Raw genomic sequence first — 25,012 nt, forward strand, 5'->3', positions numbered from 1 at the left:
GCCCCGATACGGCGCGGCGCGGACGCCCTCACACCCTGACCGCGCGCCTCTCAGGCCGTCACGTGCGATCACCCGCGTCATCCCGCCGCAGTCCCCACTGGTCGTAGACGAAGGTCCAGTCGCCCAGGGTGAAGCGCCGCTCGTCGACGCGGGCGACCGCGTCGCCGCTGATCCGATGTGACATCCATCCCGGGATCGTCACCTGCGTGACCGGCGAGCCGAACGGCCCCGCCAACGGCGCCGGCAGGTCGATCAGCAGGTCCCGCGCGCCCAGCCGGGTCAGCGCGTCCCTGTCGTCGCGAAAGTCCAGCCGGGTGAACGGCAGCGACAGGTCCAGCGCGGCGATTTTCGCGCCATCGCCCTTCGCCGACTCGCCCCCGCGATCGGCGTTCAGCCGGTTGACCCACGCTGCGCCCCGCTCGCGCGCCACCGTCTTCAGCGCCTCGCGGTGCAGCGCCTGCTCGACCAGCCGCCGATTGTCCTGCGGAATCGTGATGCAGGCATCCCGCTCCAGCAGCGCCAGCGTCGCCTCCAGCTGCGTGACGCTGGGATAGACGTATCCGCCCAGCCCGTGGCGCGTGCCTTTCCCCTCCAGCAGCAGCCCCAGGTCGCGAACCGCCGGGCGCAGGACGACCACCCGCGCTTCCGAAAAAGCGCCCCGGTCGTCGCGATCATGCCGGTGCAGCCGCCCGATCCGCTGCAACAGCACGTCCATCGGCGCCAGATCGGCGATCAGCAGGTCGGCATCGATGTCGAGCGACTGTTCCAGCGTCTGCGTCCCCACCAGGACGCGCCCGCCAGCCCCCCGCCCCTTGCCGAAGGTGTCCGAAACGGCCTCGTCGAGACGCTTCCGGTCCTCCGCCGCAAAGCGCCCGTGATGGACCGTCGCGACGCCATCGATCGCAAACGCCAGTTCCCCCGCCATCGCCGCCACCGCGCGCGCGACCGCCACCGCGCCGTCCACCGTATTGCGCACCACCAGCACCGCCGCGCCCGCCCGCGCCGCCGCCACCGCCCGTGCGGCGATCGCCGGCGCATCGGCGATCAGTCCCGCCGTCTCCACCGTCACGCGCTTGCTGCGCGCGCTCCCCACCGCCGCGCGCGGCGCCACACCCTGCCCCGACAGCGCCGGATACGGCTGCGCCACCGCCTCCTCCAACGACGGCGACCGTGCCTTCAGCAGGCGCGCGCGGGCTTCGCCGCCCAGCGTGGCCGACAGCAACAGCGCCCGTCCGCCGACCGCGGCATGATGCGTCAGCAACCGCTCCAGCAGCCCGGTCATATACGCGTCGGAGGCATGGACCTCGTCCACCACCAGCAGGCTGCGCGCCAGCACGCTCGCGCGGAACAGCGCATGCTTCACCGGCAGCGCCGCCAGCAGCGCCTGGTCGATCGTCCCCACCGCGACCCGCGCCGCCAGAAAGCGATTGGCGCGCTCCGCCGCCCAGCGCGCATCAGGCGGTGCGGCATCGTCGCCCGCATCCCATCGCACCGCGAACCCGGGCAGCGCCTGCCCCTTCGCATCGCCCGCGCGCAGATAGCCCGGCACCGCGAGGATCGCCGGCGGCGCATCGTCCCCCCAGACGCGCCCGATCACCGTGTTGACGCGCGCGTGGAGCTGCACCGCCGCCGCCCGCGTCGGCAGCGCGAAGAACAGCCCGTCCACCTCGCCCCGGCGGCGCATCTCCAGCCAGCGCCACAGCGCCGCCTCGGTCTTCCCCGACCCCGTTTCCGCCTCGATCAGCGCGACCGCACCCCAGTCGGGCGCCGCCGCTGCCGCCTGAAAGCCATAGGCGGGGTTGCCGAACGCATCCAGGAAGTCCCCCGGCGGCGTCTCCAGCGGTGCCAGTCCGCGCGCCACGACCGCGTCGGCCGCCGCCGCCACACGCAACGCCTCCCGCTCCGCCCCGTGCGGCGCTGCCACCGGAAAGCGTGTCGTGTCCGAGCCGACCCAGTCGGCCAGCGTGACCAGCCCGGCGAACAGGGCGACGAAGCGCGCCGCATCCGGCAGCGGCGGCCCCTGCTCCCATGCCAGCGGCCACCGCGCCCGCACCAACTCGATCAGCCGCATCACCTCCGCCGCGGGATCGCCATCGTCTCCCGTCACCCATTGCGGGTAGTGACGCGACCACCGATCCGACGGCGCCTCGGCGTAAAACTCCTCCAGCGGTCGCCCGTGATGCGCCAGCGCCGCGGCGAAATGTTGATAGCTGCCCCACGCCACGAACATGTCGCGCAGCGCCGTCCCCGCCGCGGTGCCGATCAACGCCGAGTGCTTCACCAGCGCCGCGACCGCGCCGGTATGCCCCACGATCGGCCGCACGCGCGCATCGCGGCGCGCCTGAAACCCGCGATTGGCCTTCCCCAGATCGTGCAGCGCCGCCAGCACCGTCAGCCGCGCGATGTCCTGCGCGGTCGGCACCCGCCCCGCCGCGGCCGTCAGTGCATCCATCCATGCCGGCAGGATCGCCGCAAACGCCGCCGCCACGTCCAGGCAATGGTCGATCAGCGGCAATGCCGCGACCACCCGACCCTCGCCGTCCCGCTCCAGCTTCGCCCACGTCACCGGCTCGCGCATCGCACCTCTCCCCCGCTCTCCCTGTAGCATCCCGCGATCCACTCGGAAGCGAAGATGACACCAAAGCGGACGCGCCTTCCGTTGGCGCACCCCCGCCCTGCCGCCACGGTCGCGTGCGCAGGGAGGGCTTGTCATGATCGATCCGGCGACACGTCCCGCATCCTCCTCCCGCCCGCCCGGCGTCGGGCAGTTCGTGTCGCTGCGCGGGCGGCTGTGGATGGTCGAGGGGGCGCCCGACGGCGCGCTCGACGGCCACCGCCTGGCCTGTATCGACGACGATGCCAGCGGCGAGGAAGCGCAGGTGCTGTGGGCGGCCGAGGTCGACGCGCGCCTTCACGACGAGGAAGCATGGGCCTCGCTCGGCGCGGCGGGCGGCGATGCCGCGACCTTCTCCGCCTATCTGCGCACCGTTTGCTGGCGCACCGCGACCGCCGCCGAGCGCGATCTGTTCCAGGCACCGTTCCGCGCCGGCATCCGGCTCGATCCGTACCAGCTGCTGCCGCTGCGCAAGGCGCTGCGCCTGCCGCGCGTCAATCTGCTGATCGCGGACGACGTCGGGCTCGGCAAGACGGTGGAGGCGGGGCTCGTCCTGCGCGAGCTGCTGCTGCGCCGCCGCGTCGACTATACCGTCGTCGTCGCACCGCCCGCGATGACGATCCAGTGGCGCGACGAGCTTCAGGCGAAGTTCGGCCTCGCGTTCGAGATCGTCGACGCGCGCCATCTGGAGGCGCTGCGCCGCCGCCGCGGCTACGGCGCAAACCCCTGGGCGGCGGGCTCGCGCTTCATCCTGTCGCACCGGCTACTGGGCGAGGAAGCCTATGTCGCGGGGCTGCGCGACGTGCTGGAGGATTTCCGCGCCCGCTCGCTCCTGATCCTGGACGAGGCGCACCACGCGGCGCCGTCGGGCAGCGGCCGCTACGCGATCGAAAGCCAGTTCACCCGCGCGCTGCGCGACCTGTCCGATCGCTTCGAGCATCGCCTGTTCCTCTCCGCCACGCCGCACAACGGCCACGCCAACAGCTTCGCGACGCTGCTGGAGCTGCTCGATCCCCAGCGCTTCACCCGCGGCGTGCCCGTGCGACCCGCGGATCTGGAGCCGGTGATGGTCCGCCGGCTGAAAAGCGACCTGCGCGCCCTGGGAGAGGCCTTTCCCGAGCGGATCGTCGCGCCGGTCGTGATCGACGACCTTCCGCCCGACGCCCCCGAACTGACGCTCGCGGCGATGCTCGCCGATTACCGCACTCTGCGCGAACGCCGTATCGCCGGGCTGACCGGCGCACCGGCCGCGCGCGCCAGGCTCGCCTTCGTCGGCCTGCAACAGCGGCTCCTGTCCTCGATTCCCGCCTTCGCGCGCACCCTGCGCGTCCACCTCGCCGGGCTCGACCGCGCGCTGGCCGGCGCGACGGCCGCCCCGCCGACCGACATGCCCGTCGAGGCACCCGACGATGCGCAGGACGAGGACACCGCCCTCGACCTGCTCGACCGCGCCGATGCCGCCGCGGTCGAGTCTGCGGCGATCGCCGCCGCCGCGGGGGCACCGCATGACCTGCTCGCGGCGGAACGCGCGCATGTCGCCACGATGCTCGCCGCGGCGGAGGCGGTACGCGGCGCACCCGATGCGCGCGTCGTCTGGCTGCTCGACTGGGCGCGCACCCACCTGCTCGACGACGCCGGCGCATGGCGCGATCGCCGGCTGATCCTGTTCACGGAATATGAGGATACGCGTCGCTGGTTGCAGCGCCAGCTGCGCGTCCTGATCGACCCCGCCGACCCGCACGAGGCGCGCCGGATCGATACCTTTACCGGCATCACCGCGGCCGAGCGGCGCGAGACGATCAAGCGCGCGTTCAACGATCCGGCCGATCCGCTGCGCATCCTGATCTGCACCGATGCCGCGCGCGAGGGGATCAACCTGCAGGCGCAATGCCACGACCTGATCCACGTCGACCTGCCGTGGAACCCGTCGCGGCTGGAGCAGCGCAACGGCCGCATCGACCGCAAGCTCCAGCCCAGCCCGACCGTCACCTGCCGCTACTTCGTCTATGCGCAGCGCCCCGAGGACGTCGTGCTCGACGCCCTGGTACGAAAGACCGAGCTGATCCGCCAGCAGCTCGGCTCCGCGGGGGAGGTGCTCGGCGCGCGGATCGCGGACCGGCTGGGCGGCGGCATCGACCGGCAGGCGGCGCGCGCCCTCGCCGATCGCATCCGCGACGAGGCGGCGGACGAGCGTGTCCGCGCCGCGATCCACGACCTGGACGACGGCGCGGTCGCGCGGCGCGCGCGGCTGCTGCGCGAACAGGCGGATCTGGCGGCGATGCTGGAGGCATCGCGTGCGCGCGTCGGGGTCGACGCCGGCGAACTGGAGTCCGTGGCGGCGCTGGCGCTGGCGCGCGCGGGCGGGGCGTGGGGCAACGGGGAGCGGATCGGCGACACCCCCGTCTTCACGCTGAATCAGGCGCGATTGGCGGACGACCCCACCTGGCAACCCCTGCTCGACGATCTCCGCGCGCGCCCGCTCCGCCCGGGCGAGCGTCCCGCCGAGTGGCGCGCCAGCCCCGATGCCGCCGTGCGCCGAATCAGCTTCGCGCCTGCGATCCTTCCCGACGGGCGCGACGCGGGCGACGTGGTGCAGCTCCACCTCGAACATCGGCTCGTCCGTCGGCTGCTCGGCCGGTTCCTGTCGGCAGGGTTCCGGCAGGGGCTGGAGCGCGCCTGCGTCATCCGCACCCCGATGACGCCCAGCCCGCGCGTGATCCTGCTCGGCCGACTCGCGCTCTTCGGCGATGGCGCCGCGCGGCTGCACGAGGAGGTGCTCGGCGTCACCGCCGACTGGCGCGACGCGGGCGCGCTGCGCCCGCTGGCAGAAGGGCGTGAAGCGGAGACGCGCGTGCTCGAGGAACTCATCGCCGCGCTGCGCTCCGCGGCCGACGCGGATGCGGCGGTCGCCGCGCGCGCCACCGCCACCGCAGCGCGCGATGTCGGCCACCTGCGCCCCGCATTGGAGGCGCGTGCCACCGCCCGCGCCGAACGCGTCGCCGCCGAACTCGACCGCCGCGCCGCGGCGGAGGCGCGCAGCCTGGAGACATTGCTGGAGCAACGCATCGCGCGCATCCTGCGCGAGCGCGGCACCGACGACGGACAATTGTCCTTGCTGCTCGACCCCGCCGAAGCGCGCCAGCGCGCCGCCGACCGGCGCTCGTGGGAGCGCGCCGCCACCCGACTGGACGACGAACTGATCCGCGAGCCGGAGCGCCTCCGCGCTGCCGCGCGCGTCCGCGCCACCCGGCTGGAGCCGGTCGGTCTTGTCTACCTCTGGCCCGATACATGAGCGGGCCGCTCCCCGCCGGTCGCCACGACTGGATCGGCTATCTCCAGCCCGTCGGGCTCGTCGTCGCCCCTGCGGCACTCGCCCGCATCGGGCTCTGGCCCTCACCACAAGGGGCCGCCGACGGTCAGGCGGTCGCGGACGCCCTCGCCACCGTCGACACCGACGCCTGGCCCTTCTTCCGCGATATCCTGGGCTGGGACGCCACGCGCGTCGCGGGCGCTCCCGGCGGCCCACTCCTTCCCGACACGCTGCGCATCGCGCTGCGCGAGCAGGGGACCGTATTGGAGCCGCATTGGGCGGTGATGGCGGCGGACGGCACCCCACAGCTGCTGGTCCGCATCGAGGCACCCGATCTCCTTCTCGACCAGCGGGGCACGTCGGACGGCTGGGAAGCGACCGCGCAGCAGCGGTTCGAGCGATTGCTGCGCGAAACCGGCGTCATGGCGGGCGTCATCATCGGCGCGCGCGACACCGGCCGCCGCGACGCCGCCGCCGTCGGCGAGGTCGTGCTGCGGCTGGTCGTCGCGCCGCGCGGCGAGGTGTCGGGGCACATGACCTGGCCGCTCGCCGCTCTGGCGCAGACCAGCGGACGCGGCATGCTCGCCGGGCTGAAGCTTCTGCTCGACGCGCACGCGCTGTTCACGGGCCCGCCGTCGCACCGCCTGCCGGCGATGCTCGCGGAAAGCCGCGCCGCGCAGGCCGACGTCTCGACCCGCCTCGCGGGACAGGTGCTCGCCAGCCTCCACGAGCTGCTGCGCGGGCTGGACGCCGCCGATCCGGCGCGCACCCGTGCCCTCGCCCGCGACCGGCCGCAGCATCTGTACGAGGGGCTGCTGACGGTCCTGTTGCGGCTGATCTTCATCCTCTATGCGGAGGATCGCGGGCTCATGCCCTCGGCCGCGGGCACGTCGGCGGCGACGTTGTACGAACGGGGCTATGCGCTGGGCGGGCTGCACCTGCGGCTGCGCGACGACGCGGCGCTCTACCCCGATACGATGGACGAGCGGCGCGGCGCCTGGGGACGGCTGATCGCGCTGTTCCGGCTGGTCGATCGCGGCGATCCGTCCGGCTTCATGCAGGCGCGCGGCGGCAAGCTGTTCAGCGAGCGCGCCTTCCCGTTCCTGCTGGGGCAGGATACGCCGGACGATGCCGAACGCGTGCTGCCGGTCGGTGACGGCTGCGTGCTGCGTATCCTCGACAACCTGCTGATGCTGGCGGGCGAGCGGATCGCCTATCGCTCGCTCAGCGTCGAACAGATCGGCTCGGTCTACGAAACCGTGATGGGCTTCACGGTCGAATGCGCACCCGCGCCGATGCTCGCGATCCGCGCCGGCAAGGCACACCGCGTGCCGGTGTGGGTCGATCTCGCGCGGCTCGACGCGGCTGCGGAGCGCGACCGGCTGCTGCGCGACGACACCGGCCGCACCACCCTCCCCACCGCCGTCGCGCGCGCGCTTCGGTCCGCCCGGGGCACCGAGGCCCTCGCCGCCGCGCTGGCCCCCGTTGCGGACGCCCGCGCCAGCCCGCGTGGCGAGCCGGTCGCACCCGGCACCCCGATCCTCCAGCCGACCGACGAGCGACGCCGCACCGGCAGCCATTACACCCCGCCCTCGCTCACCCGCCCGATCGTTGCGCATGCGCTCGCCCCGGCCTTCGCGCGGATCGGCCCCGACGCGCGCCCGGCGGACGTGCTCGACCTCAAGGTATGCGACCCCGCCGCCGGCTCGGGCGCGTTCCTGGTGGAGGCATGTCGCCAGCTGGGCGAACGGCTGGTGACGGCGTGGCTGCGCTGGCCCGAGCAGCGCCCGACCATCCCGGCGGACGAGGACGATCTGTTGCATGCCAAGCGTCTCGTCGCGCAGCATTGCCTGCGCGGCGTCGATCGCAATCCGCTCGCGATCGATCTCGCCAAACTGTCGCTGTGGCTGGAAACGCTCGCCAGCGCGCACGAATTCACCTTCCTCGATGCGGTCCTGCGCCACGGCGACAGCCTGGTCGGCCTTCCCAATCCGAAGATCGTCGCCGTCACCTGGGGCAAGGTGTCGGGGCAGCACAGCTTCGTCGAGGCGATCGTGCGCGAGGGCATCGACGCCGCCGCGAACCTGCGCCAGCTGATGCGCAGCGAGGCGGAGATCGCGTCCTACGCCGCGCAGGAACGCCGCCACCGCGCCGCGATCGTCGCGCTGGAACGCGCGCATCTGGTCGCCGACGCGATCCTGTGGTCGTTCTTCGCGGGCACCGGCGCGCGCGATCGCGACGCGCGGCTGGCGGAGGTGCAGCAATGCGTCCTCGCCCCCGGCGCCGCCAGCTGGGACCGGCTCACCGCATGGCGCGCAGAGCTGCGCGCCTCGCCGATCGGCATCACCAGCTTTCACTGGGAGCTGGAGTTCGAGGATGTCTTCACCCGCGCCAACCCGGGTTTCGACGCGATCATCGGCAACCCGCCGTTCGCGGGCAAGAACACGATCGCCGCCGGTCACGCCCGCGCCTATCCCGACTGGCTGAAGGCGCTGCATCCGGGCGCCCACGGCAACGCCGATCTGGTCGCGCACTTCTTCCGCCGCGCGTTCAGCCTGCTGCGGCGCGGCGGTGCGTTCGGACTGATCGCGACCAATACCATCCGCCAGGGTGACACGCGCGAAAGCGGGCTGACCCGCATCCTGGGCGAGGGCGGCACCATCTACCGCGCGGTCAGCCGCCACCGCTGGGAGGGCGAGGCGGCGGTCGTCGTGGCGCAGGTCTTCGTCTGCCGCGGCGACGGCGCCGTGCCGCCCACGCTCGACGACCGCCCAGTACGCCGCATCTCCGCCTATCTGATGGAAGGCGACCTCGACGCCTCCCCCGCGACCCTGCGCGAGAATGCGGGCAAGGTGTTCGAGGGGACGAAGGTGTACGGCGCGGGCTTCCTCTTCCGCGACGACAAGCCGTCGACCGCGGCGCACACCCTCGACGCGATGCGGCGTCTTCTGGAACGCGCTCCCCCTGCGCACGCCGTCATCCGGCCGTTCCTGGGTGGGGAGGAGGTCTACAACGATCCGCGCCATCGACCCTTCCGACATGCGATCGACCTGACGGGCTATGCGCTGGAGGAGGCGACCCGCCTGTTCCCCGACGTGGTGGAGGTATTGCGCACCTCGGTAAAGCCGTATCGGGACACCGTATCCCGCTCGCGCACGCGCGACCGCTGGTGGCTGTTCGAGGAAGCCCGCCCCGGCCTTTATGCCGCGATCGGCGCGATGCCTCAGGTCCTCGTCACCAGTTGCGCCGCGACACCGCACTGGGCGCTCGCGCGCGTGCCGAACGATGGCATTTTCGGGAATACGCTGGCGGTGATGGCGCTCGCCTCGCACGCGACGTTCGCCGTCCTCCAGTCTCGCGTTCACGAGGTCTGGACGCGCTTCTTCTCATCGACGCTGGAAGATCGCCTGCGCTACACACCCTCGGACTGTTTCGAGACCTTCCCCCGCCCGGCCGAGCCGCTGTCCTTCCTGCTGGAAGAGCCCGGCCAGGCCTGTCACGACCACCGCGCTGCGCTGATGATCGCGCGTGGCGAGGGGATGACGCCGACCTACAACCGCTTCCACCGCGCCACCGATACCGCCGACGACATCGAGCGGCTGCGCGACCTGCATCATGCGATGGACCGCGCGGTCCTCACCGCCTTCGGCTGGGACGATCTCGCCTCGCGCGCCGAAGCGGTCTTCCTCGATGACACGAACGAGGACGATCACCGCTACCGCGGCCGGCTGTTCTGGCCCGCCGCCTTCCGCGACGCGGTGCTGGAGCGGTTGCTGCGGTTGAACGAGGAACGCGCCACGAGGGAGCGGATGTGATGGAAGCGGGTGTCGTGCGCGCGGAGATGGTGCGGCGGTTGCGCCGCAACCTGATCGGTCCCACCGAGGCGGAGGATGCGGACCTCGCGCGTGAGCGCCTGCCCGCCGGCGAGAGCCCGTCGCGCTGGTATCTCTCCGGCTTCATCGCGCCATCGGGCGAACTCGCCACCGATCCGCCGGACAGCGCCGAGGCGGAGATGGGCGAGCTGGATGGCATCGTGCCGGACGAGGACGGCTTCGGTGCGGGCGGCGCGGCGGGCGACCAAGACGAGGAGGGCGACGCCCCGCCCGCCCGCCGCCGCTTCCTGCCGAGCGCGATCGGCCTGTCGACGATGGTCGACGCCGGCGTCCGCACGCTGGAGGCGACGATCACCTGGGGCGATTATGTCCCCGAACCGCCGCTGCCGCCCGAGGTGCTGGAGAGCGGCACCGAGCAGCGCGGCATGCCGCTCACCTGGCGACGCGTCCCCCGCACGCACCATGTCGTCATCGACCTGCCGCGCGACGACGACGGCATCGTCCACCTGCCGCTGCCCGGCACCGCCGCCACCGCGCGCGCGGGCGGTGCGCTGGAACTGGCGGTCCGCATGCGTCCCTTCGCGCTGACCCGCGCCGACGGCACCGCCGCCGCGGTGCAGGTCGTCTCCGTCTTCCTGGTCAACAAGCGGCTGGAGGCACCCGCGGCGTATCGCGACCTCGCCTACGCCTATCAGGTGCGGCTGGAACTGGCCTGCGCGCAGGGGTTCGTGGCGCAGCACGATCTGTCGCGCATCACCCGCGACGATTGGGACGACCAGCTCGCCGACCTCCATTACCGCGACAGTGCCGCATTCGCCGCCGGGCTCGGCTGCGCGGCCGGGCATGTCGCCGACCCGGACGGCACCGTCCGGTGCATCCACACCACGCACCTGCCGCGCGCCGCGGTGGAGCGGACCGTCGCCGCGGCCGTGCCCGGCGTCGTCTTCGCGATGGACCGTCTGGCGGCGCTCGCCCACGACGACGGCGATTTGCTCGCGCAGGCGCTGGCGCCGCTTGCCGACACCTATGCGGAATGGTCGACCGCGCAACGCGATGCCGCAACCGCGCCCGACATCGCCGACGCCCCCCAGCGCGCCCGCACCGCCGCCGCGCTGATCGCCGCGCAGCAGGAAGCGCGGGGACGCATCGCCGCGGGCATCGCGCTGCTGCGCGACGATGCGCAGGTGCGCTCCGCCTTCGCGATCGCCAACCGCGCGGTCGCGGATGCCACCCGCGCCCGCCGTCCGGGCGAGACAATGCCCGCGTGGCGACCGTTCCAGCTCGCCTTCATCCTGCTGAACCTGTCGGGCATGTCGGATCCGCGTCACCCGGATCGCGACACGGCCGACCTGCTCTTCTTCCCCACCGGCGGTGGCAAGACCGAGGCGTATCTGGGGCTCGCCGCGCTCACCATCGCGCTGCGGCGGCTGCGCGGCGACGGGTTGCTGGGCGCGGGCGTGGCGGTCATCATGCGCTACACCTTGCGGCTGCTGACGCTGGATCAGCTGGGCCGCGCCGCCGGCCTGGTCTGCGCGCTGGAGTTGCTGCGCACCGGCCCGGACTATCTCGATACGGCGGGTCGCCCGCGGCTGGGCGACTGGCCGATCGAGATCGGTCTGTGGGTCGGTTCCGACGCCAGCCCCAACCGGCTCGGCGGCAAGGGCGACCGCAGCGACGGCACCGCGGTCAAGCGCGTCCGCGCCTATACCAGCGGTCGCGACACCCGCGCCCCCGCCCCGATCAAGGCGTGCCCGTGGTGCGGCACCGCCTTCACCCCGCAGAGCTTCCGCTGCGTGCCGAATGCCGATGCCCCCACCAACCTGGAGTTGCGCTGCACCAGCCTCGCCTGCCCCTTCACCGGCGACCGCGCCCTGCCGGTGGTGACCGTCGACCAGGCGATCTACCGCCGCCTCCCCGCGTTCCTGATCGCCACGGTCGACAAGTTCGCCGCGCTGCCGTGGAACGGCGAGGCGGGTGCCTTCTTCGCGCATGTCGACCGCGCCGACGACGCCGGCTTCTACGGCGCGGCGGAGCCGGGACGCGGGCGCGCGCTCCACGGCGGCCACCGGCTCGCACCGCCCGACCTGGTCGTGCAGGACGAGCTCCACCTGATCTCGGGTCCGCTCGGCACCGTCGCCGGCCTGTACGAAGCCGCGATCGACCGCCTCGCCACCCGCATGCTCGACGGCCACCGCGTCCGGCCGAAGATCGTCGCCTCCACCGCCACCGTCCGTCGCGCCCGCGACCAGATCCGCGCGCTCTTCGACCGGCACGAGACGCGCATCTTTCCGCCCCCCGGCCTCGACCGCCGCGACAGCTTCTTCGCGCTGACGCGGCCCGAAAGCGCCGCCGACCCGGCACGCTGGTACGTCGGCATCGCCGCAGCCGGGCGCGGGCCCAAGCTCGTCTTCCTCCAGGCGCTGGTGACGCTGCTCGGCGCGGCGCAGGGACTGGCCGACGAAGGCGCCGGTGACGCCGCGGACGCCTATCTGACCGCGCTGTGCTACTTCAACGCGCTGCGCGAGCTGGGCGGCGCCCGCCGCATCGTCGAGGACGAGGTCGCCGCCCGCCTCTCCCGCTACGGCGAGCGGCGCCGGCGCCTCGAACCCGTCGACCGCCCGTTCGGCGACCGTCACTTGCGCGAGCCGGTCGAGCTGACCTCGCGCGTCTCCACCGATCAGGTCGCCGCGGCCAAGCGGCGGCTGGAAACGCATTTCGGTGCGCAGGACGCGGTCGACGTCGCGCTGGCGACCAACATGATCTCGGTCGGACTCGATATCGAGCGGCTCGGACTCATGCTGGTGCAGGGCCAGCCCAAGACCGCGGCCGAATATATCCAGGCGACCAGCCGCGTCGGCCGCAACCCCGCGCGCCCCGGCCTCGTCGTCGCGATCCTGAACGTCCACCGTGCGCGCGACCGGATGCATTTCGAGCAGTTCGGCCACTTCCACGACACCTTCTACCGCGCGGTGGAGGCGACCAGCGTCACCCCCTGGTCGCCGCGCGCGCTCGACCGCTCGCTCGCGGCGGTGGTGGTGGCGATCGCACGCCATCTCGATCCCGCGCTGACCCCGTCCGCCGCCGTCACCGCGCTGGCCACGGTGCCGGAGACGCGCGCCGCGGTGATCCGTCACCTCGTCGAGCGCGCGCCCGCGGACGTGGAGGGCGGCCGCGACCGCTTCGCCGCCACGATCGGGGCGCTGCTCGACGACTGGATCGCGATCGCCGCCGATCAGACCGCGGCCGGCGCGCGCTTCAGCTACGCCGATCGTCCGCAGCGGCTGCTCCACCCCCCGCTCGACCCCGCGCTCGACAATCTGCCCGCCGCGCACCGCCGTTTTCAGGCGGCGTGGAGCATGCGCGACGTCGAACCCGGCGTCCTGGTGAGGCCGCGCGGCCCCGATGGCGAACGCGTCGCCGGTGCAGGAGACATGCTGTGACGAAGCGCATCACGCTACGCCAATCGCAACTCGTCATCGGCTTCGGCCCCGGCGCGATGGTCGACCTGCCGACGCGCTCGGTGGTGATCGGCGGGCTCGACCTGTGGAACATGCGTGAGCGCGACACGTGGCGCATCGTGCCCGAGCCGCGCGCTGTCGCGGTGCTGGAGGCGCTGCTGCGCGCCAACGGCCGCCTGGCGGAGGACAAGCGCCTGACGCTGCGCACCCCGCCCGCGCACGACGAGGCGCGCACCGGGACCGGAGAGCCGGCGGGCGTGGAGGCGCGCATCTTCCCCGCCTGGTTCGTCGCGCGCGAGGCGGATGAGCTGGGCGAGGTCCGTCGCCGCCGGCTGGTGCGCTGGCGCGATCTCGACCCGCGCGGCCGCACCGACCTGATCGACGACGACGGTCGCCGCATCGCGGTGACGCCGATCCGCTTCGTCGCGGGCTGCCGCAAGGGGCACCTGCAGGACATCGACTGGAGTTATGCCGTCCATGTCGGCAGCGGCACCACCGAACGCTGCACCCAGCCGCTGTGGATGGAGGAACGCGGCACCTCCGGCGACCCGTCCGCCACGCGGATCGTGTGCGGGTGCGGCGCGGCGCTGTCTTTGCGCGACGCGCAGGCCGACGGGCGGTTCGGCAAGTGCGGCGGTCGCCGCCCCTGGCTGCGCACGCCCGAGCCTACCGAATGCGGCGAGAACCTCCGCTTCCTCAACCGCACCGCCACCAACGCCTATTTCCCGCAGGTGCTGACCGTCATCTCGCTCCCCGCGGCGGAGGACGATCTGACCCGCCTGATCGAGGCGCATTGGGACGCGATCGACTGGGTCGCGACCGCAGCGGAGATGACGATCGCCCGCCGCGCCAATCCCGGCCTGCGCGCCGCGCTCGACGGCTGGAGCGATGCCGATGTCGTCGCACGCATCGCGCAGGTCCGCGCCGCCGGGCAACAGACGCTGGCCAGGGCGCCCAAGGTGGCGGAGTTCGACCTGCTCGCCTCCGGGCTGGCGGAGATCGGCGTGGACGCCCCCGACGCGCGCCTCCACGCCCGCACCCTTGCGCGCGCGGCCTGGGACGGCGACCGCCCCCGCCTCGCCCCCGTCGCGTCGGCCGTCGCGGTGCATCGCCTGTGCGAGGTCGCGTGCCTCTACGGCTTCACCCGGTTCGAGGCGGCGCCCACCGCGATCGACGGCGATCTGGAGGACCTGCACATCGCGGTGGAGGGCGCCGCGCTCGCGTCCGATCTTGAATGGCTCCCCGCGGTCGAACAGCGCGGCGAGGGCATCTTCCTGCGCTTCGACCCTGCCGCGATCCGCGCCTGGCTCGCCCGCCCGGCGGTGGCGGCGCGCGGGGAGCTTCTCTATCGCGGCTGGGAGCGGTGGCGCGGCAATCAGGCCTATGCCGACCGGCTCCACTTTCCCCGCCTCGCCTATTACGCCATCCACGGCTTCGCCCACGCGCTGATGACGGAGATCGCGCTCGACTGCGGCTATCCCGCCACCGCATTAAAGGAGCGGCTGTACGCGATCGTCGACGAGGAGGGAGAGCGCTACGGCCTGCTTCTCTACACCGCCTCGACAGGATCGCAGGGGACGCTGGGCGGGCTGGTCGCGGTGCTGCCCCGGCTGGGCGCGATCGCCGAACGCGCGCTCGACCGCCTCGCACTCTGCTCGGGCGACCCGATCTGCGCCGAACACGACCCCGACACCCACGCCGACGAGCGCGCCCTCAGCGGCGCCGCCTGCCACAGCTGCCTGCTGGTGGCCGAAACCTCCTGCGAGGCCCGCAACCTCTACCTCGACCGCGCGCTCACCGTACCGACGATCGCGGTCGCGGGCACGGCGCTGTTCGCGGAATGATCCGAAACGGATGACGCGGTCGCTTGACCCGCCGCGGCAAGGCGGCTTCCTTGCGGATCGAGGGGGAAGGGCATGATCGGCTGGCGTGACGCTGATGACCGTGCGCATCGCGGTTCGCTGTTCGCGGCCTTCGCCGCGCTGGCGCGGGGCGAGGCGTGGAGCTTCCCCGCGCTGCGCCCGCACCAGCGCGAGCCATGGCACGCCTTCACCGTACAGGTCGCCGCGCTCGCGATGATCCATGCGGGGGAGACCGGGCTACCGACGGGCGAAGAGGCGTGGCGCGACCTGCTGCACGGCCTGACCCCGGACCAGCCGGAGGCGTGGGAACTGGTCGTCGAGGACTGGAGCAAACCGGCGCTGCTCCAGCCGCCGCTGGTTCCCGGGAATGATCCTGCCGCATACAAGAAGATATTTTCGACGCCAGACTTGCTTGACATGCTTGTCACCTCCAGAAATCACGATGTAAAACAGCAACAAGTTTCCTCCGCAACAGATGAGGATTGGCTATTTTCTCTTGTGACGTTGCAGACGACGGAAGGCTTTCTTGGAGCTGGAAATTACGGAATCTCGAGGATGAATGGCGGTTTCGCCAGCCGCATGACGCTGGGCATCAGACCCACCGGCGGAGCTGGAAGTGCGTTTCACCGCGACGTCGATCGGCTCGTCGCTCACGCTAACCTTCGCCTCAACCGCCGTATAGGCACCCAATTGTTGTGGACCGTCCCGTGGGACGGGATGACATCTCTCAATTATGAAGAACTTGACGAACTCTATGTCGAAGTTTGCCGCCGTATTCGCCTACGCCGTAACGGCATTGGCAATCTTGTTGCAGTCGGCGCTGGATCAAAAACTGCCCGCGTCGCTTCTGGTCAGAGAAAGGGTCTGACCGACGATCCATGGGCGCCTGTCAAAGCGGACGGCACGGCTAGCCACTCCCCAACCGCAGCGGGCTTCGGCTACCGTGAAATGGCGAGGTTGCTCGATAGCAAACGTATCAAAAGACCGTTGTTGGCCGAACGGTTCGAGCAAGACGACGTAAGCGGATTGTCGATCGTTGCCGCTGCGCTTGTTCGCGGCGAAGGCAAGACCGAGGGCCTCCACCGTCGCGCTGTCCGCATCAGCCGCATATCGGAGCTCCCTACCGGCGACAAGGGCGCGCTCGACCGTATCGGCGAGGTCGCGAACACCCGCGCGAACGAGGCTGGCGAGGCTGGCGCGAACCTCCGCCGTGCGCTCATATCGCTCGTTCAAGGTGGCACCGAGAAGATGCGGCTCGATGACGACGCTGCAAAGAAGAAGGTCAAGTCGTGGATCGATCAATTCGACCAAACGGTCGATGCCGAGTTTTTCGATCGGCCCTTTTGGGATGAAATATCGATGGCGACCGCTGGTCAAAACCATCGGCTGCTATGGCGACACAGACTCCGCGCGATTGCGACAGACATATTCGAACGCGCAGCGCGTTGGGCACCGGGAACGGAAGTGACGCGGGTCAGGGCGTACGCACAAGCGCGCTCCTATCTCGCCGGCCAGATGCGCAAATGGGTAGAGAAGGCAGAGCATGGAGATTGACGATGATGCCCCGGCACCCTCGCCGCAGGATACAGAATCGCCTGTCGAGGTCTTTACCAGAGCCATTTCACGCCTGACGAACGGCAGACGGGCACAGTTGCGGCGCGCCTATCTGACGAACAGCCTTGAGGCAGATGGGATCGTGATCGGTCTGCTCCATCAGGCCGCGGTCAACGTTCGCCCGGACGCCGAAGCGCAACGCCCATGGAAACTGATCGCCCATTGCGCGGCTCTGCTCGCGGGTACCGGAAACGTCGGTGCGCCGGCGCACGTACGAGGCAAGTCGCTCGGCCGCGCCCTACAGGCCGCGAACGTCTCTGAACACCGGATGCTGCGCCTCACCTCGGCCCGCGGTCGCGTGCAGGAATCGCTGATCGTTCAGGCGATGCGGCGGATCGAACGCGAGGGAAAGGGACCGATCGACATGCGGGTTCTCTTCCATCTCATACGATATGCCGACGACGGTCGCGGTCGCGACGCCCGCCTGCGCATCGCCCAGGACTATTACGCCGCGCAGGCGCGGTCGCAGAAGGACAATTCGAATGACGACTGACCCGGCTTCCGCCGTCCTGCCCAAATTCCTCCAGATCCACTTCCTCGCCGCCTATCCCGGCGCGCTGCTCAACCGCGACGACGCCGGGCTGGCGAAGCGCCTGCCCTTCGGCAGCGCGGTGCGCACGCGCGTGTCGTCGCAATGCCTCAAGCGACATTGGCGCGTCACCGACGACCGCCACGGCCTGCGCGAGCTGGCGAAGAAGGAAGGCGTCGAGGGCGTCCGCTCGAAAATCGCGATCGAGCGCGAGGTGACCGGCCCGCTGCGCGACCGCACCTTCGCCAAGGAAGCGGTCGACGCGGTCGAGCACGCCTTCCTCACCAAATTCTACGGCAAGAATGCCAAGGACAAGCAGCAGCGCCAGGCCCTGCTCTTCGGCCGCCCCGAGCTGACGTGGATGCGCCAACAGGCCGAGCGCCTGCTGAGCGAGAACCCGGATGCCAAGGCCGCCGGCGCCGCGGCAGAGGCGTGGTTGAAGGAGGAGAAAGCCAACCTGAACCAGCTGCGCGACCAGAACGTCCTCGCCGCCTCGCTGGAAGCGGCATTGTTCGGCCGCATGGTCACCAGCGACACCCGCGCCAATCGCGACGCCGCGATCCACGTCGCGCACGCCTTCACCGTCCATGCCGAACAGGCCGAACTCGACTATTTCACCGTCGTCGACGATCTGCGCGATCGCGAGCAGGGCGACGACGCGGGCGCCGCGGGCGTCTTCGATACCGAGCTCACCTCGGGCCTCTATTATGGCTATGTCGTCGTCGACGTCCCCCTGCTCGTCTCCAACCTCACCGGGTGCGACCGCCGCGACTGGCGCGGCGAGCACGACCGCGCGCTCGCCGCACAGGTGGTCGAGCATCTGATCCACCTCGTCGCAGAGGTCTCTCCCGGCGCGAAGCTGGGCTCCACCGCCCCCTATGGCCGTGCCGAGCTGATGCTGGTGGAGGCGGGCGACCGCCAGCCGCGCACCCTCGCCAATGCCTTCCGCGAGGCGGTGCCGACGCTGGACCGCGATTCGAACCGCTCGCTCGCGCAGCGCACCGCCCGCGCGCTCACCGACCATCTGGCCGAGATGGACCGGGTGTACGATACCGGCGAGGCGCGCTTCCAGGCCGCCGTCGCCGAGCTGAGGATCGACGGTATTCCCGACGGTAGCCTGCGCGAGCTGGCGGCATGGGCGGGCGATCTGGTGCGCCATCCGTGAGGCACCTGATCCTGGACCTCGACGCCCCGCTGATGAGCTTCGGCGGCGATCTGGTCGATGCTTACGGCGTGGTGCGCGACTTCCCGGCGAAGTCGATGTTGGCGGGTCTGTTCGCCAACGCGCTCGGTTGGGAGCGGTATGACGCGCCCGCGCACGCGGCGTTGCAGGACCGGCTCGTCATGGGGTCGGCCCGCGTCGCGGAGGGGCAGCGCCAGCGCGAGTTTCAGACCGCGAAGCTGGAGGCGAACGATCGCGGCTGGACCACGCGCGGCCGCGTCAAGGGGCGCGCGGGCGGCGCCGATACCTACAAATCCCCGCATATCCGCTACCGCGACATGGACGCCGACGCGCGCGTTCTGATCGCCTGCCGCCTCGACCCCGCCGGGGAGGCCCCCACGCTCGACGCGCTGGCCGCCGCGCTCAACCGCCCGGAGCGGCCGCTGTTCCTGGGTCGCAAGCCCTTCATTCCCTCCCGCAGGCTGGTCCTGGGCGTCGTGGAGGCGGCCTCCATCCCCGAGGCGCTGGTCGCTGCCTTGGCTGGCATCGACGCGCCGCACCGCGCGCAGGTCCGCGCGCAATGGCCGCTGCGCGAGGCGATCGGCACCGCCATCGCGACCGGCGCGCAGGAGGAGGAACTGACCGACGAACGCCATTGGCCCGCCGGTGTCCATGCCGGGCTGCGCCGCGTGATGGTCGGTCGCCTCGCCTGGCCGGAGGCGGCGGCGTGACGCTTCACCTCGTCCGTATCGGCGTGAACCCGCTCGCCCTCGCGCAATATGCGGTCGGGCGTCGCATCGGCGACGACGACGACGGTTATGCCCTCCACTGCGCGCTCGTCGCCCGCTTCGGCGATGCCGCGCCGCGCCCGTTCCGCTACTGGCGCGACCACGCCCGCGGCCCGCACCTGCTCGGCTATGTGGCGGACTGGCCCGCGATGCAGGATGCCGGCGCCCTTCCCCCTGCCGACGACCGGCTGGCGGCGCTGTTCGATACCCCGCAGGCACAGCCCATGCCCGCCGCATGGCGTGCCGCGGCGCGCTACGCGTTCGAGGTCCGCGTCCGCCCGACCGTCCGCTTCGGCAAGCAGGTCCGTGCCGCCCGCGGCGACCGTGCCGGCGCCTGGCAACCCGGGGCGGGCGAAATCGACGCCTATGTCGCGGCCTGCGAGCGCGCCGTCCTCGCCGGGGAGAGCACCGACACCGTCGACCGCGCCGCCGTCTACGTCCGCTGGCTCGCCCGCCGGCTGGACGGCGTCGCCACGCTGGAGGACGCCACGCTGCGCCTCTTCCAGCGCGCCCGGTCGCGCCGCAGCACGCATCGCAGCGGCGGCAGCGGCGCGCGCACCCACGCGGTCGAAGGTCCCGACGCGGTGGTCGCCGGCACGCTGACGATCACCGATCCCGCCGCCTTCGCCGACATCCTCGCGCGCGGCGTCGGGCGCCACGCCGCCTTCGGCCATGGCATGCTGCTGCTCTCCCCCGCAGGCCGGGCGGCATAGATGCTGTCCGGCCGCCTCGGACTGGAACGCGCGCGCATTCCGCACGCCGATCGTCAGGGGCTGGTCTGGCTCGACCGCGGCCGGCTGGAGGTGGAGGACGGCTGCCTGCGCTTCGTCACCGCGGGCGGCGGCGGGCTGGCCGCGGGCGATTACCAGATCCCCTATCACGCCATCTCCATCGTGCTGCTGGGGCCGGGCAGCAGCGTCACGCACGACGCGCTGCGGCTGCTAGCCCGCCACGGCTGCGCGCTGGCCGCGATCGGCGACGGCGCAGTGCGCTTCTACACCGCGCCCCCGCTGATGCCGGACACGTCGGCGCTGGCGCGCGCGCAGGTGCGTCGCTGGGCCGATCCGAAGCTGCGGATGGAAACCGCGCGGGCGATGTACGCGATGCGCTTCGGCGAGATCGTCCGCACCCGCGACATCGCCGTCCTGCGCGGGCAGGAAGGCGCCCGCATCAAGCGTGCCTATGTCCTCGCCGCGGAACGCCACGGCATCGTCTGGAACGGCCGCCGCTACGACCGCGAGAACCCCGAGGCCGGCGACCTCGCCAACCAGGCGATCAACCACGCCGGCTCCGCCATGACCGCCGCGGCATGCGTGGCGGTGGCGGCGACCGGCGCGATTCCGCAACTGGGCTTCGTCCACGAGGATTCGGGGCAGAGCTTCGTCCTCGACATCGCCGATCTCTACCGCCACGACGTGCTGCTCGACATCGCCTTCGGCGCGGTACGAGAGGCGCGCGCCCGCGGCGCCGCCCCGATCGAGCGGCTGGTGCGCCGGCGCGCCGCGCTCCTCTTCCGCCAGCGCGCCGTCATCCCCGGCATGATCGACCGCATCAAGACGCTGCTGCTTCCGGGCGAACCCGCCCCGGCGGATGCGCCGTCGGCGGCGGGTGCCGACTGATGCCGCTGACCGTCGTCATCACCCGCGACGTCGAGGACCGCTACCGCGGCTTCCTCGGCTCCGCGATGCTCGAACTGGCGCCGGGCGTCTATGCGCAACCGCGGATGAGCGCGGGCGTGCGCGGCCGCATCTGGGCCGTGGTGGAGGAATGGCACACCCGCCTGCGCCGCGGCAGCATCGTGATGTGCTGGGCCGAACCCGCCTCCGCCGGCGGCCTGGGCCTCTGCGTCCTCGGCGAGCCGCCCAAGGACGTCGTCACCCACGAAAGCATCCTCCTCGTCCGCCGCGCCTTGTCCTCGCGACAGGCGTCCACGCAGCCGCCATGAGAGAGCCGCTGCAAGCCGCTCTTTGACATCGTGGACGAAATCAAGCACTTCCCCCCAAGAGGCTCCCCCGCACCCGCGGGGATCGACCCGATCTTGCCACCGCCGACCTGCTGTCGCGCACGGCTCCCCCGCACCCGCGGGGATCGACCCCGGACAGGAACGTCACGATGCCGGGGGTGAATGGCTCCCCCGCACCCGCGGGGATCGACCCATCTACACGCAGATGACGGGGCAGCAGCTGACGGCTCCCCCGCACCCGCGGGGATCGACCCGGCGTCTACGAATACGTGGGAGGCGCCGCCCGGGCTCCCCCGCACCCGCGGGGATCGACCCCAGTATTCAACCAGCCGCGAATTTGCTCCACGGGCTCCCCCGCACCCGCGGGGATCGACCCGACCCGAATTAGAGTCAGTTTCGATCATGTTTGCACGTAGCCTGAGTGTCGGAGGTAGTTTGCGCATTCGGCGGGTCTGAAGCGTTTGAGGATGTGCTTGAGGGCTGTGACGATGGCGTCGAAGGAGCGCGGGGCGGCCTTTCGGAGCAGCGCCTTGATCTTGGCGAAGGCCTGCTCGATCGGGTTGAAGTCGGGGCTGTAGGCTGGAAGGTAGAGCAGGCCCATGCCTGCATCCTCGAGACACTGCCGGACGCCGTCGACCTTGTGGGCCGCCAGGTTGTCGCAGACCACGATGCTGCCGGGCGGCAGTTCGGGGATGAGGTGATCGGTCAGCCATTGCTGGAAGATGCGGCCGGTCATCGGCGTGTCGATCAGCATCGGCGCGGCGATGCCGTCGTGGCGCAGGCCGGCGACGAAGGTCGAGGTCATCCAGTGCCCGTGGGGTGCCTTGCCGAGCAGCGGCTTGCCCTTCCGGCCCCAGCCGCGCAGCCGGGTCATGCTGGTGGTCGTCCCTGTCTCGTCGACGAAGACCAGCGACGTGAAGTCCAGTCCGGCCTGTGCGGCACGCCAGACCTCGCGCGCGACCGCGACGTCCGGCCGGTCCTGCTCAGCCGCGAAGATGGTCCTTTTTTTTGTGCCGCAGCCCCAGCCTGCGCACCGTCCGCCAGACGCTCGCATAACTGACCTCGATCCCGCGCCCGGCCAGCTCGCTCCTGACTTCGCCCAGCGTCAACTCCGGCACCTCGGCCAGCCGCTCGCCGATCCAGCCCGCCTGATCCAGCAGCTTCGAGCGCCGATCGCCGCCCATCGGCCGCGCCGCGTGGCTGCTCTCGCGCCGGTAGCGCCGCCACCAGTTCCCCGCCGTGCTCGGCGCCACGTCGAACGCCGCACCCACCTCCCGACAGCTCCGCCCCGTCGCCATCGCCGCTACCACCCGCTTGCGAAGGTCATCCGAATACGCCTTGCCCATCCACGCCAGCCTCCCATCCGGCCAGCACCTTGAATCACCAAATCACCCCTACGTGAATCCCCCTTGATTCAACTCGGTCGCAGACGACTCTAGCAATCGACCAACGCCGCACAGGCTCCCCCGCACCCGCGGGGATCGACCCCGACAATCCCGATGCTGCGGTTGTGACAGGCGGGCTCCCCCGCACCCGCGGGGATCGACCCACGCGACGATAATCGAGCGCGCGCCATTCGTCGGCTCCCCCGCACCCGCGGGGATCGACCCCCAAGCGGCACGACGCCCTGACCATCGAGCGAGGCTCCCCCGCACCCGCGGGGATCGACCCCGCGTTGAAGGTTTCTCCCCCCGTCAGCGCAAGGCTCCCCCGCACCCGCGGGGATCGACCCCCAAGCGGCACGACGCCCTGACCATCGAGCGAGGCTCCCCCGCACCCGCGGGGATCGACCCCGCGTTGAAGGTTTCTCCCCCCGTCAGCGCAAGGCTCCCCCGCACCCGCGGGGATCGACCCTCGTACTGCTCGACCGTGCTGCGGAGGAAGGAGGCTCCCCCGCACCCGCGGGGATCGACCCGGCCGCTACGAGGTCGACCCGGCGAAGTTCAGGGCTCCCCCGCACCCGCGGGGATCGACCCATGACGGCGATCATCGCCGCGCTGCGCGCCGCGGCTCCCCCGCACCCGCGGGGATCGACCCTACGTCGACCGCCGGTTGGTTTACACCTTCCCGGCTCCCCCGCACCCGCGGGGATCGACCCGATCGACGGACAGCGATGCCGGACCAACGCAGGGCTCCCCCGCACCCGCGGGGATCGACCCGCGATCTTCGCGAAGGCCAGTACCGGCACCGCGGCTCCCCCGCACCCGCGGGGATCGACCCTTGAACGGGCCGCGGGGATCGACCCCTCGCGGTGACCGCGATCGGTCAGAACGCCGAGGTCCCCCGCACCCGCGGGGATCGACCCCGCCACCTTAACCCGGACGGCCGGTCAGGACCGGCCGTCCGGGCGACACCAAGGGAGCGCCGACGCAAGCAATCAGCGCCACACGCGCCGCACGCCCATTCAATATCGCCGGCCAACGATGGACAGCGCCCGTCATTCCGGCTCATCGACACGCCACCGACGCGCGCCAGCATCCTGCAACCAGCAGCCCTACAGCACCGCCGACTCGGGGGCAGCAACGACCTCGTCCCTACCCGCCCACCCCCGCGTCCCCGCACCCCTCGCATCGCAAGCAAAAAGGGGCGCGGCAGTCGCCTGCCACGCCCCTTGTCACATCGCATCGCGGCAAAGGCTTACTCCGCGGCGGTCGCCGTCTGGCGGTTGTCGCGGCGCTCGGCGATACGCGCCGACTTGCCGGTGCGGCCGCGCAGGTAATACAGCTTGGCGCGGCGCACCGCACCCTTGCGCACGACGTCGATCGAATCGATGTTCGGCGAATACAGCGGGAAGACGCGCTCCACGCCCTCGCCGAAGCTGATCTTGCGCACGGTGAACGACGAGCCCATGCCCTTGTTCGAACGCGCGATGCACACGCCCTCGTAATTCTGGACGCGGGTGCGCTCGCCCTCGACCACCTTTACGCCGACCTTCAGCGTGTCGCCGGGGCGGAATTCGGGAATCTTCTTCGTCTCGTTGAACTTGGCGATCTGCTCGGCTTCGAGCGTCTGGATCAGGTTCATACCGTATCGTCCTCAGTCCGTTGCCGCGCGCCAGAGGGCGAGCCGACCCGAGCACCGATATGGCGCTCCCACAGGTCCGGCCGCCGTAGCCGTGTGTCGATCTCCGAGCGTGACTGGCGCCACGCCGCGATCCTCGCATGATCCCCCGATCGCAGCACTTCGGGAATCGTGCGCCCTTCCCATTCAACAGGTCGGGTATAATGCGGATATTCGAGCAGGCCGCTTTCGAAGCTTTCCTCGACTCCACTGGAAGGCGCGCCCATTACGCCGGGAAGCAGCCGGACGCAAGCGTCCAGCAGCACCAGCGCCGCCATTTCGCCGCCCGACAGGATATAGTCGCCGATCGACACCTCCTCGATCGTGCGCGCCTCGAACAGGCGTTCGTCGAACCCTTCGAACCGGCCGCACAGCACCACGGCGCCGGGGCCGTCCGCCAGGTCGCGCACCCGCGCCTGCGTCAGCGGACGACCGCGCGGCGTCATCGCCAGCACCGGGCGGGCGTCGAGATGCGGGTCGAGCGCGCGGGCGACGATGTCCGCGCGCAGCACCATCCCCGCGCCCCCGCCCGCGGGCGTGTCATCGACGGTGCGATGCCGGTCGGTCGCCGCGTCGCGGATATTCACCGCATCGAGCGACCAGCGCTCCTCGCGCAGCGCCCTGCCCGCCAGCGCGCTGCCGAGCGGACCGGGGAACATCTCCGGATAGAGGGTCAGGACGGTGGCACGGAAGGTCATGACACGGACCACCCGTCATGCCGGGCCCGTCCCGGCATCCAGGGTCCAGCGCGCCTCACCGGGGCTTGACGAGCGGAACCCCGGACCCCGGAACAAGTCCGCGGTGACGAAGGGGTATCGC

Annotated in this window: 16 protein-coding genes and 2 CRISPR repeat arrays; of the genes, 11 read left to right on the forward strand and 5 right to left on the reverse strand. The window is 71.5% G+C overall.

Features of this window, described 5'->3' with window-relative positions; translation table 11 throughout:
• Positions 1–58: 58 nt before the first annotated feature.
• The gene (gene cas3, locus PGN23_RS13820; RefSeq protein WP_335303528.1) at positions 59–2,578 is read right to left on the reverse strand and encodes a CRISPR-associated helicase Cas3'; all 2,520 of its coding nucleotides are present in this window, start codon (positions 2,576–2,578) and stop codon (positions 59–61) included.
• A 133-nt stretch (positions 2,579–2,711) separates the two neighbouring features.
• Between cas3 and drmD the strand changes: the two genes are divergently transcribed.
• The 11 genes from drmD to cas2e all read left to right on the forward strand — a co-directional run bounded on the left by drmD (position 2,712) and on the right by cas2e (position 21,115).
• Entirely contained in the window at positions 2,712–5,906 is a 3,195-nt protein-coding gene (gene drmD / locus PGN23_RS13825; RefSeq protein ID WP_335303529.1) for a DISARM system SNF2-like helicase DrmD, read from the forward strand.
• Complete coding sequence (locus PGN23_RS13830; protein WP_335303531.1) at positions 5,903–9,739, forward strand: Eco57I restriction-modification methylase domain-containing protein; 3,837 nt, start codon at positions 5,903–5,905, stop codon at positions 9,737–9,739. The genes drmD and PGN23_RS13830 overlap by 4 nt, the downstream gene beginning before the upstream one ends.
• Positions 9,739–13,197 (forward strand): DISARM system helicase DrmA, encoded by a 3,459-nt coding sequence (gene drmA, locus PGN23_RS13835; protein ID WP_335303532.1) that lies wholly within the window; start codon positions 9,739–9,741, stop codon positions 13,195–13,197. The genes PGN23_RS13830 and drmA overlap by 1 nt, the downstream gene beginning before the upstream one ends.
• Complete coding sequence (locus PGN23_RS13840) at positions 13,194–15,059, forward strand: DUF1998 domain-containing protein (RefSeq protein WP_335303534.1); 1,866 nt, start codon at positions 13,194–13,196, stop codon at positions 15,057–15,059. Before drmA ends, PGN23_RS13840 begins: the two co-directional genes overlap by 4 nt.
• Before the next feature lie 72 nt (positions 15,060–15,131).
• Complete coding sequence (locus tag PGN23_RS13845; RefSeq protein ID WP_335303535.1) at positions 15,132–16,631, forward strand: hypothetical protein; 1,500 nt, start codon at positions 15,132–15,134, stop codon at positions 16,629–16,631.
• Positions 16,621–17,184: a type I-E CRISPR-associated protein Cse2/CasB gene (gene casB / locus PGN23_RS13850; protein ID WP_335303537.1), complete on the forward strand. Its 564-nt coding sequence runs from the start codon at positions 16,621–16,623 to the stop codon at positions 17,182–17,184. The genes PGN23_RS13845 and casB overlap by 11 nt, the downstream gene beginning before the upstream one ends.
• Complete coding sequence (gene cas7e, locus PGN23_RS13855; protein ID WP_335303539.1) at positions 17,174–18,385, forward strand: type I-E CRISPR-associated protein Cas7/Cse4/CasC; 1,212 nt, start codon at positions 17,174–17,176, stop codon at positions 18,383–18,385. The genes casB and cas7e overlap by 11 nt, the downstream gene beginning before the upstream one ends.
• Complete coding sequence (gene cas5e, locus PGN23_RS13860; protein ID WP_335303541.1) at positions 18,382–19,113, forward strand: type I-E CRISPR-associated protein Cas5/CasD; 732 nt, start codon at positions 18,382–18,384, stop codon at positions 19,111–19,113. Before cas7e ends, cas5e begins: the two co-directional genes overlap by 4 nt.
• Entirely contained in the window at positions 19,110–19,883 is a 774-nt protein-coding gene (locus PGN23_RS13865) for a type I-E CRISPR-associated protein Cas6/Cse3/CasE (protein ID WP_335303543.1), read from the forward strand. The genes cas5e and PGN23_RS13865 overlap by 4 nt, the downstream gene beginning before the upstream one ends.
• Positions 19,884–20,789 carry a type I-E CRISPR-associated endonuclease Cas1e gene (gene cas1e, locus PGN23_RS13870; protein WP_335303545.1) on the forward strand — a complete coding sequence of 302 codons (906 nt, stop codon included), beginning with the start codon at positions 19,884–19,886 and terminating at the stop codon, positions 20,787–20,789. It abuts the gene before it with no gap.
• Positions 20,789–21,115 (forward strand): type I-E CRISPR-associated endoribonuclease Cas2e, encoded by a 327-nt coding sequence (gene cas2e, locus PGN23_RS13875; protein WP_335303547.1) that lies wholly within the window; start codon positions 20,789–20,791, stop codon positions 21,113–21,115. The genes cas1e and cas2e overlap by 1 nt, the downstream gene beginning before the upstream one ends.
• 60 nt (positions 21,116–21,175) lie before the next feature.
• Positions 21,176–21,510: direct repeats of the CRISPR family, unit length 29 nt; unit sequence GGCTCCCCCGCACCCGCGGGGATCGACCC.
• Between the two features lie 23 nt (positions 21,511–21,533).
• On the opposite strand, the gene PGN23_RS13880 is transcribed toward cas2e, so the two are convergent.
• The 4 genes from PGN23_RS13880 to trmD all read right to left on the reverse strand — a co-directional run bounded on the left by PGN23_RS13880 (position 21,534) and on the right by trmD (position 24,891).
• Positions 21,534–22,187 carry an IS630 family transposase gene (locus PGN23_RS13880; protein WP_335303501.1) on the reverse strand — a complete coding sequence of 218 codons (654 nt, stop codon included), beginning with the start codon at positions 22,185–22,187 and terminating at the stop codon, positions 21,534–21,536.
• Positions 22,117–22,479 carry a helix-turn-helix domain-containing protein gene (locus PGN23_RS13885; protein ID WP_335303502.1) on the reverse strand — a complete coding sequence of 121 codons (363 nt, stop codon included), beginning with the start codon at positions 22,477–22,479 and terminating at the stop codon, positions 22,117–22,119. The genes PGN23_RS13880 and PGN23_RS13885 overlap by 71 nt, the downstream gene beginning before the upstream one ends.
• Positions 22,480–22,592: 113 nt before the next feature.
• Positions 22,593–23,438: direct repeats of the CRISPR family, unit length 29 nt; unit sequence GGCTCCCCCGCACCCGCGGGGATCGACCC.
• 332 nt (positions 23,439–23,770) lie between these two features.
• Positions 23,771–24,157, reverse strand: coding sequence for a 50S ribosomal protein L19 (gene rplS / locus PGN23_RS13890; protein WP_335303549.1), 387 nt, complete (start codon positions 24,155–24,157; stop codon positions 23,771–23,773).
• Positions 24,154–24,891, reverse strand: coding sequence for a tRNA (guanosine(37)-N1)-methyltransferase TrmD (gene trmD, locus PGN23_RS13895; RefSeq protein WP_335303550.1), 738 nt, complete (start codon positions 24,889–24,891; stop codon positions 24,154–24,156). Before trmD ends, rplS begins: the two co-directional genes overlap by 4 nt.
• Positions 24,892–25,012 lie beyond the last annotated feature (121 nt).

Source organism: Sphingomonas adhaesiva (genome assembly GCF_036946125.1).
In the GTDB taxonomy this organism is placed as follows: Bacteria; Pseudomonadota; Alphaproteobacteria; order Sphingomonadales; family Sphingomonadaceae; genus Sphingomonas; species Sphingomonas adhaesiva_A.

What these genes read in the sequence shown, in the direction of transcription:
- PGN23_RS13845 (WP_335303535.1), top strand. Translation starts at nt 15,132, where the DNA reads ATGATCGGCTGGCGTGACGCTGATGACCGTGCGCATCGCGGTTCGCTG.
- drmA (WP_335303532.1), top strand. Translation starts at nt 9,739, where the DNA reads ATGGAAGCGGGTGTCGTGCGCGCGGAGATGGTGCGGCGGTTGCGCCGC.
- PGN23_RS13885 (WP_335303502.1), bottom strand. Translation starts at nt 22,479, where the DNA reads ATGGGCAAGGCGTATTCGGATGACCTTCGCAAGCGGGTGGTAGCGGCG.
- PGN23_RS13830 (WP_335303531.1), top strand. Translation starts at nt 5,903, where the DNA reads ATGAGCGGGCCGCTCCCCGCCGGTCGCCACGACTGGATCGGCTATCTC.
- cas3 (WP_335303528.1), bottom strand. Translation starts at nt 2,578, where the DNA reads ATGCGCGAGCCGGTGACGTGGGCGAAGCTGGAGCGGGACGGCGAGGGT.
- casB (WP_335303537.1), top strand. Translation starts at nt 16,621, where the DNA reads ATGGAGATTGACGATGATGCCCCGGCACCCTCGCCGCAGGATACAGAA.
- cas2e (WP_335303547.1), top strand. Translation starts at nt 20,789, where the DNA reads ATGCCGCTGACCGTCGTCATCACCCGCGACGTCGAGGACCGCTACCGC.
- cas7e (WP_335303539.1), top strand. Translation starts at nt 17,174, where the DNA reads ATGACGACTGACCCGGCTTCCGCCGTCCTGCCCAAATTCCTCCAGATC.
- trmD (WP_335303550.1), bottom strand. Translation starts at nt 24,891, where the DNA reads ATGACCTTCCGTGCCACCGTCCTGACCCTCTATCCGGAGATGTTCCCC.
- rplS (WP_335303549.1), bottom strand. Translation starts at nt 24,157, where the DNA reads ATGAACCTGATCCAGACGCTCGAAGCCGAGCAGATCGCCAAGTTCAAC.
- drmD (WP_335303529.1), top strand. Translation starts at nt 2,712, where the DNA reads ATGATCGATCCGGCGACACGTCCCGCATCCTCCTCCCGCCCGCCCGGC.
- PGN23_RS13880 (WP_335303501.1), bottom strand. Translation starts at nt 22,187, where the DNA reads ATGCGAGCGTCTGGCGGACGGTGCGCAGGCTGGGGCTGCGGCACAAAA.
- cas1e (WP_335303545.1), top strand. Translation starts at nt 19,884, where the DNA reads ATGCTGTCCGGCCGCCTCGGACTGGAACGCGCGCGCATTCCGCACGCC.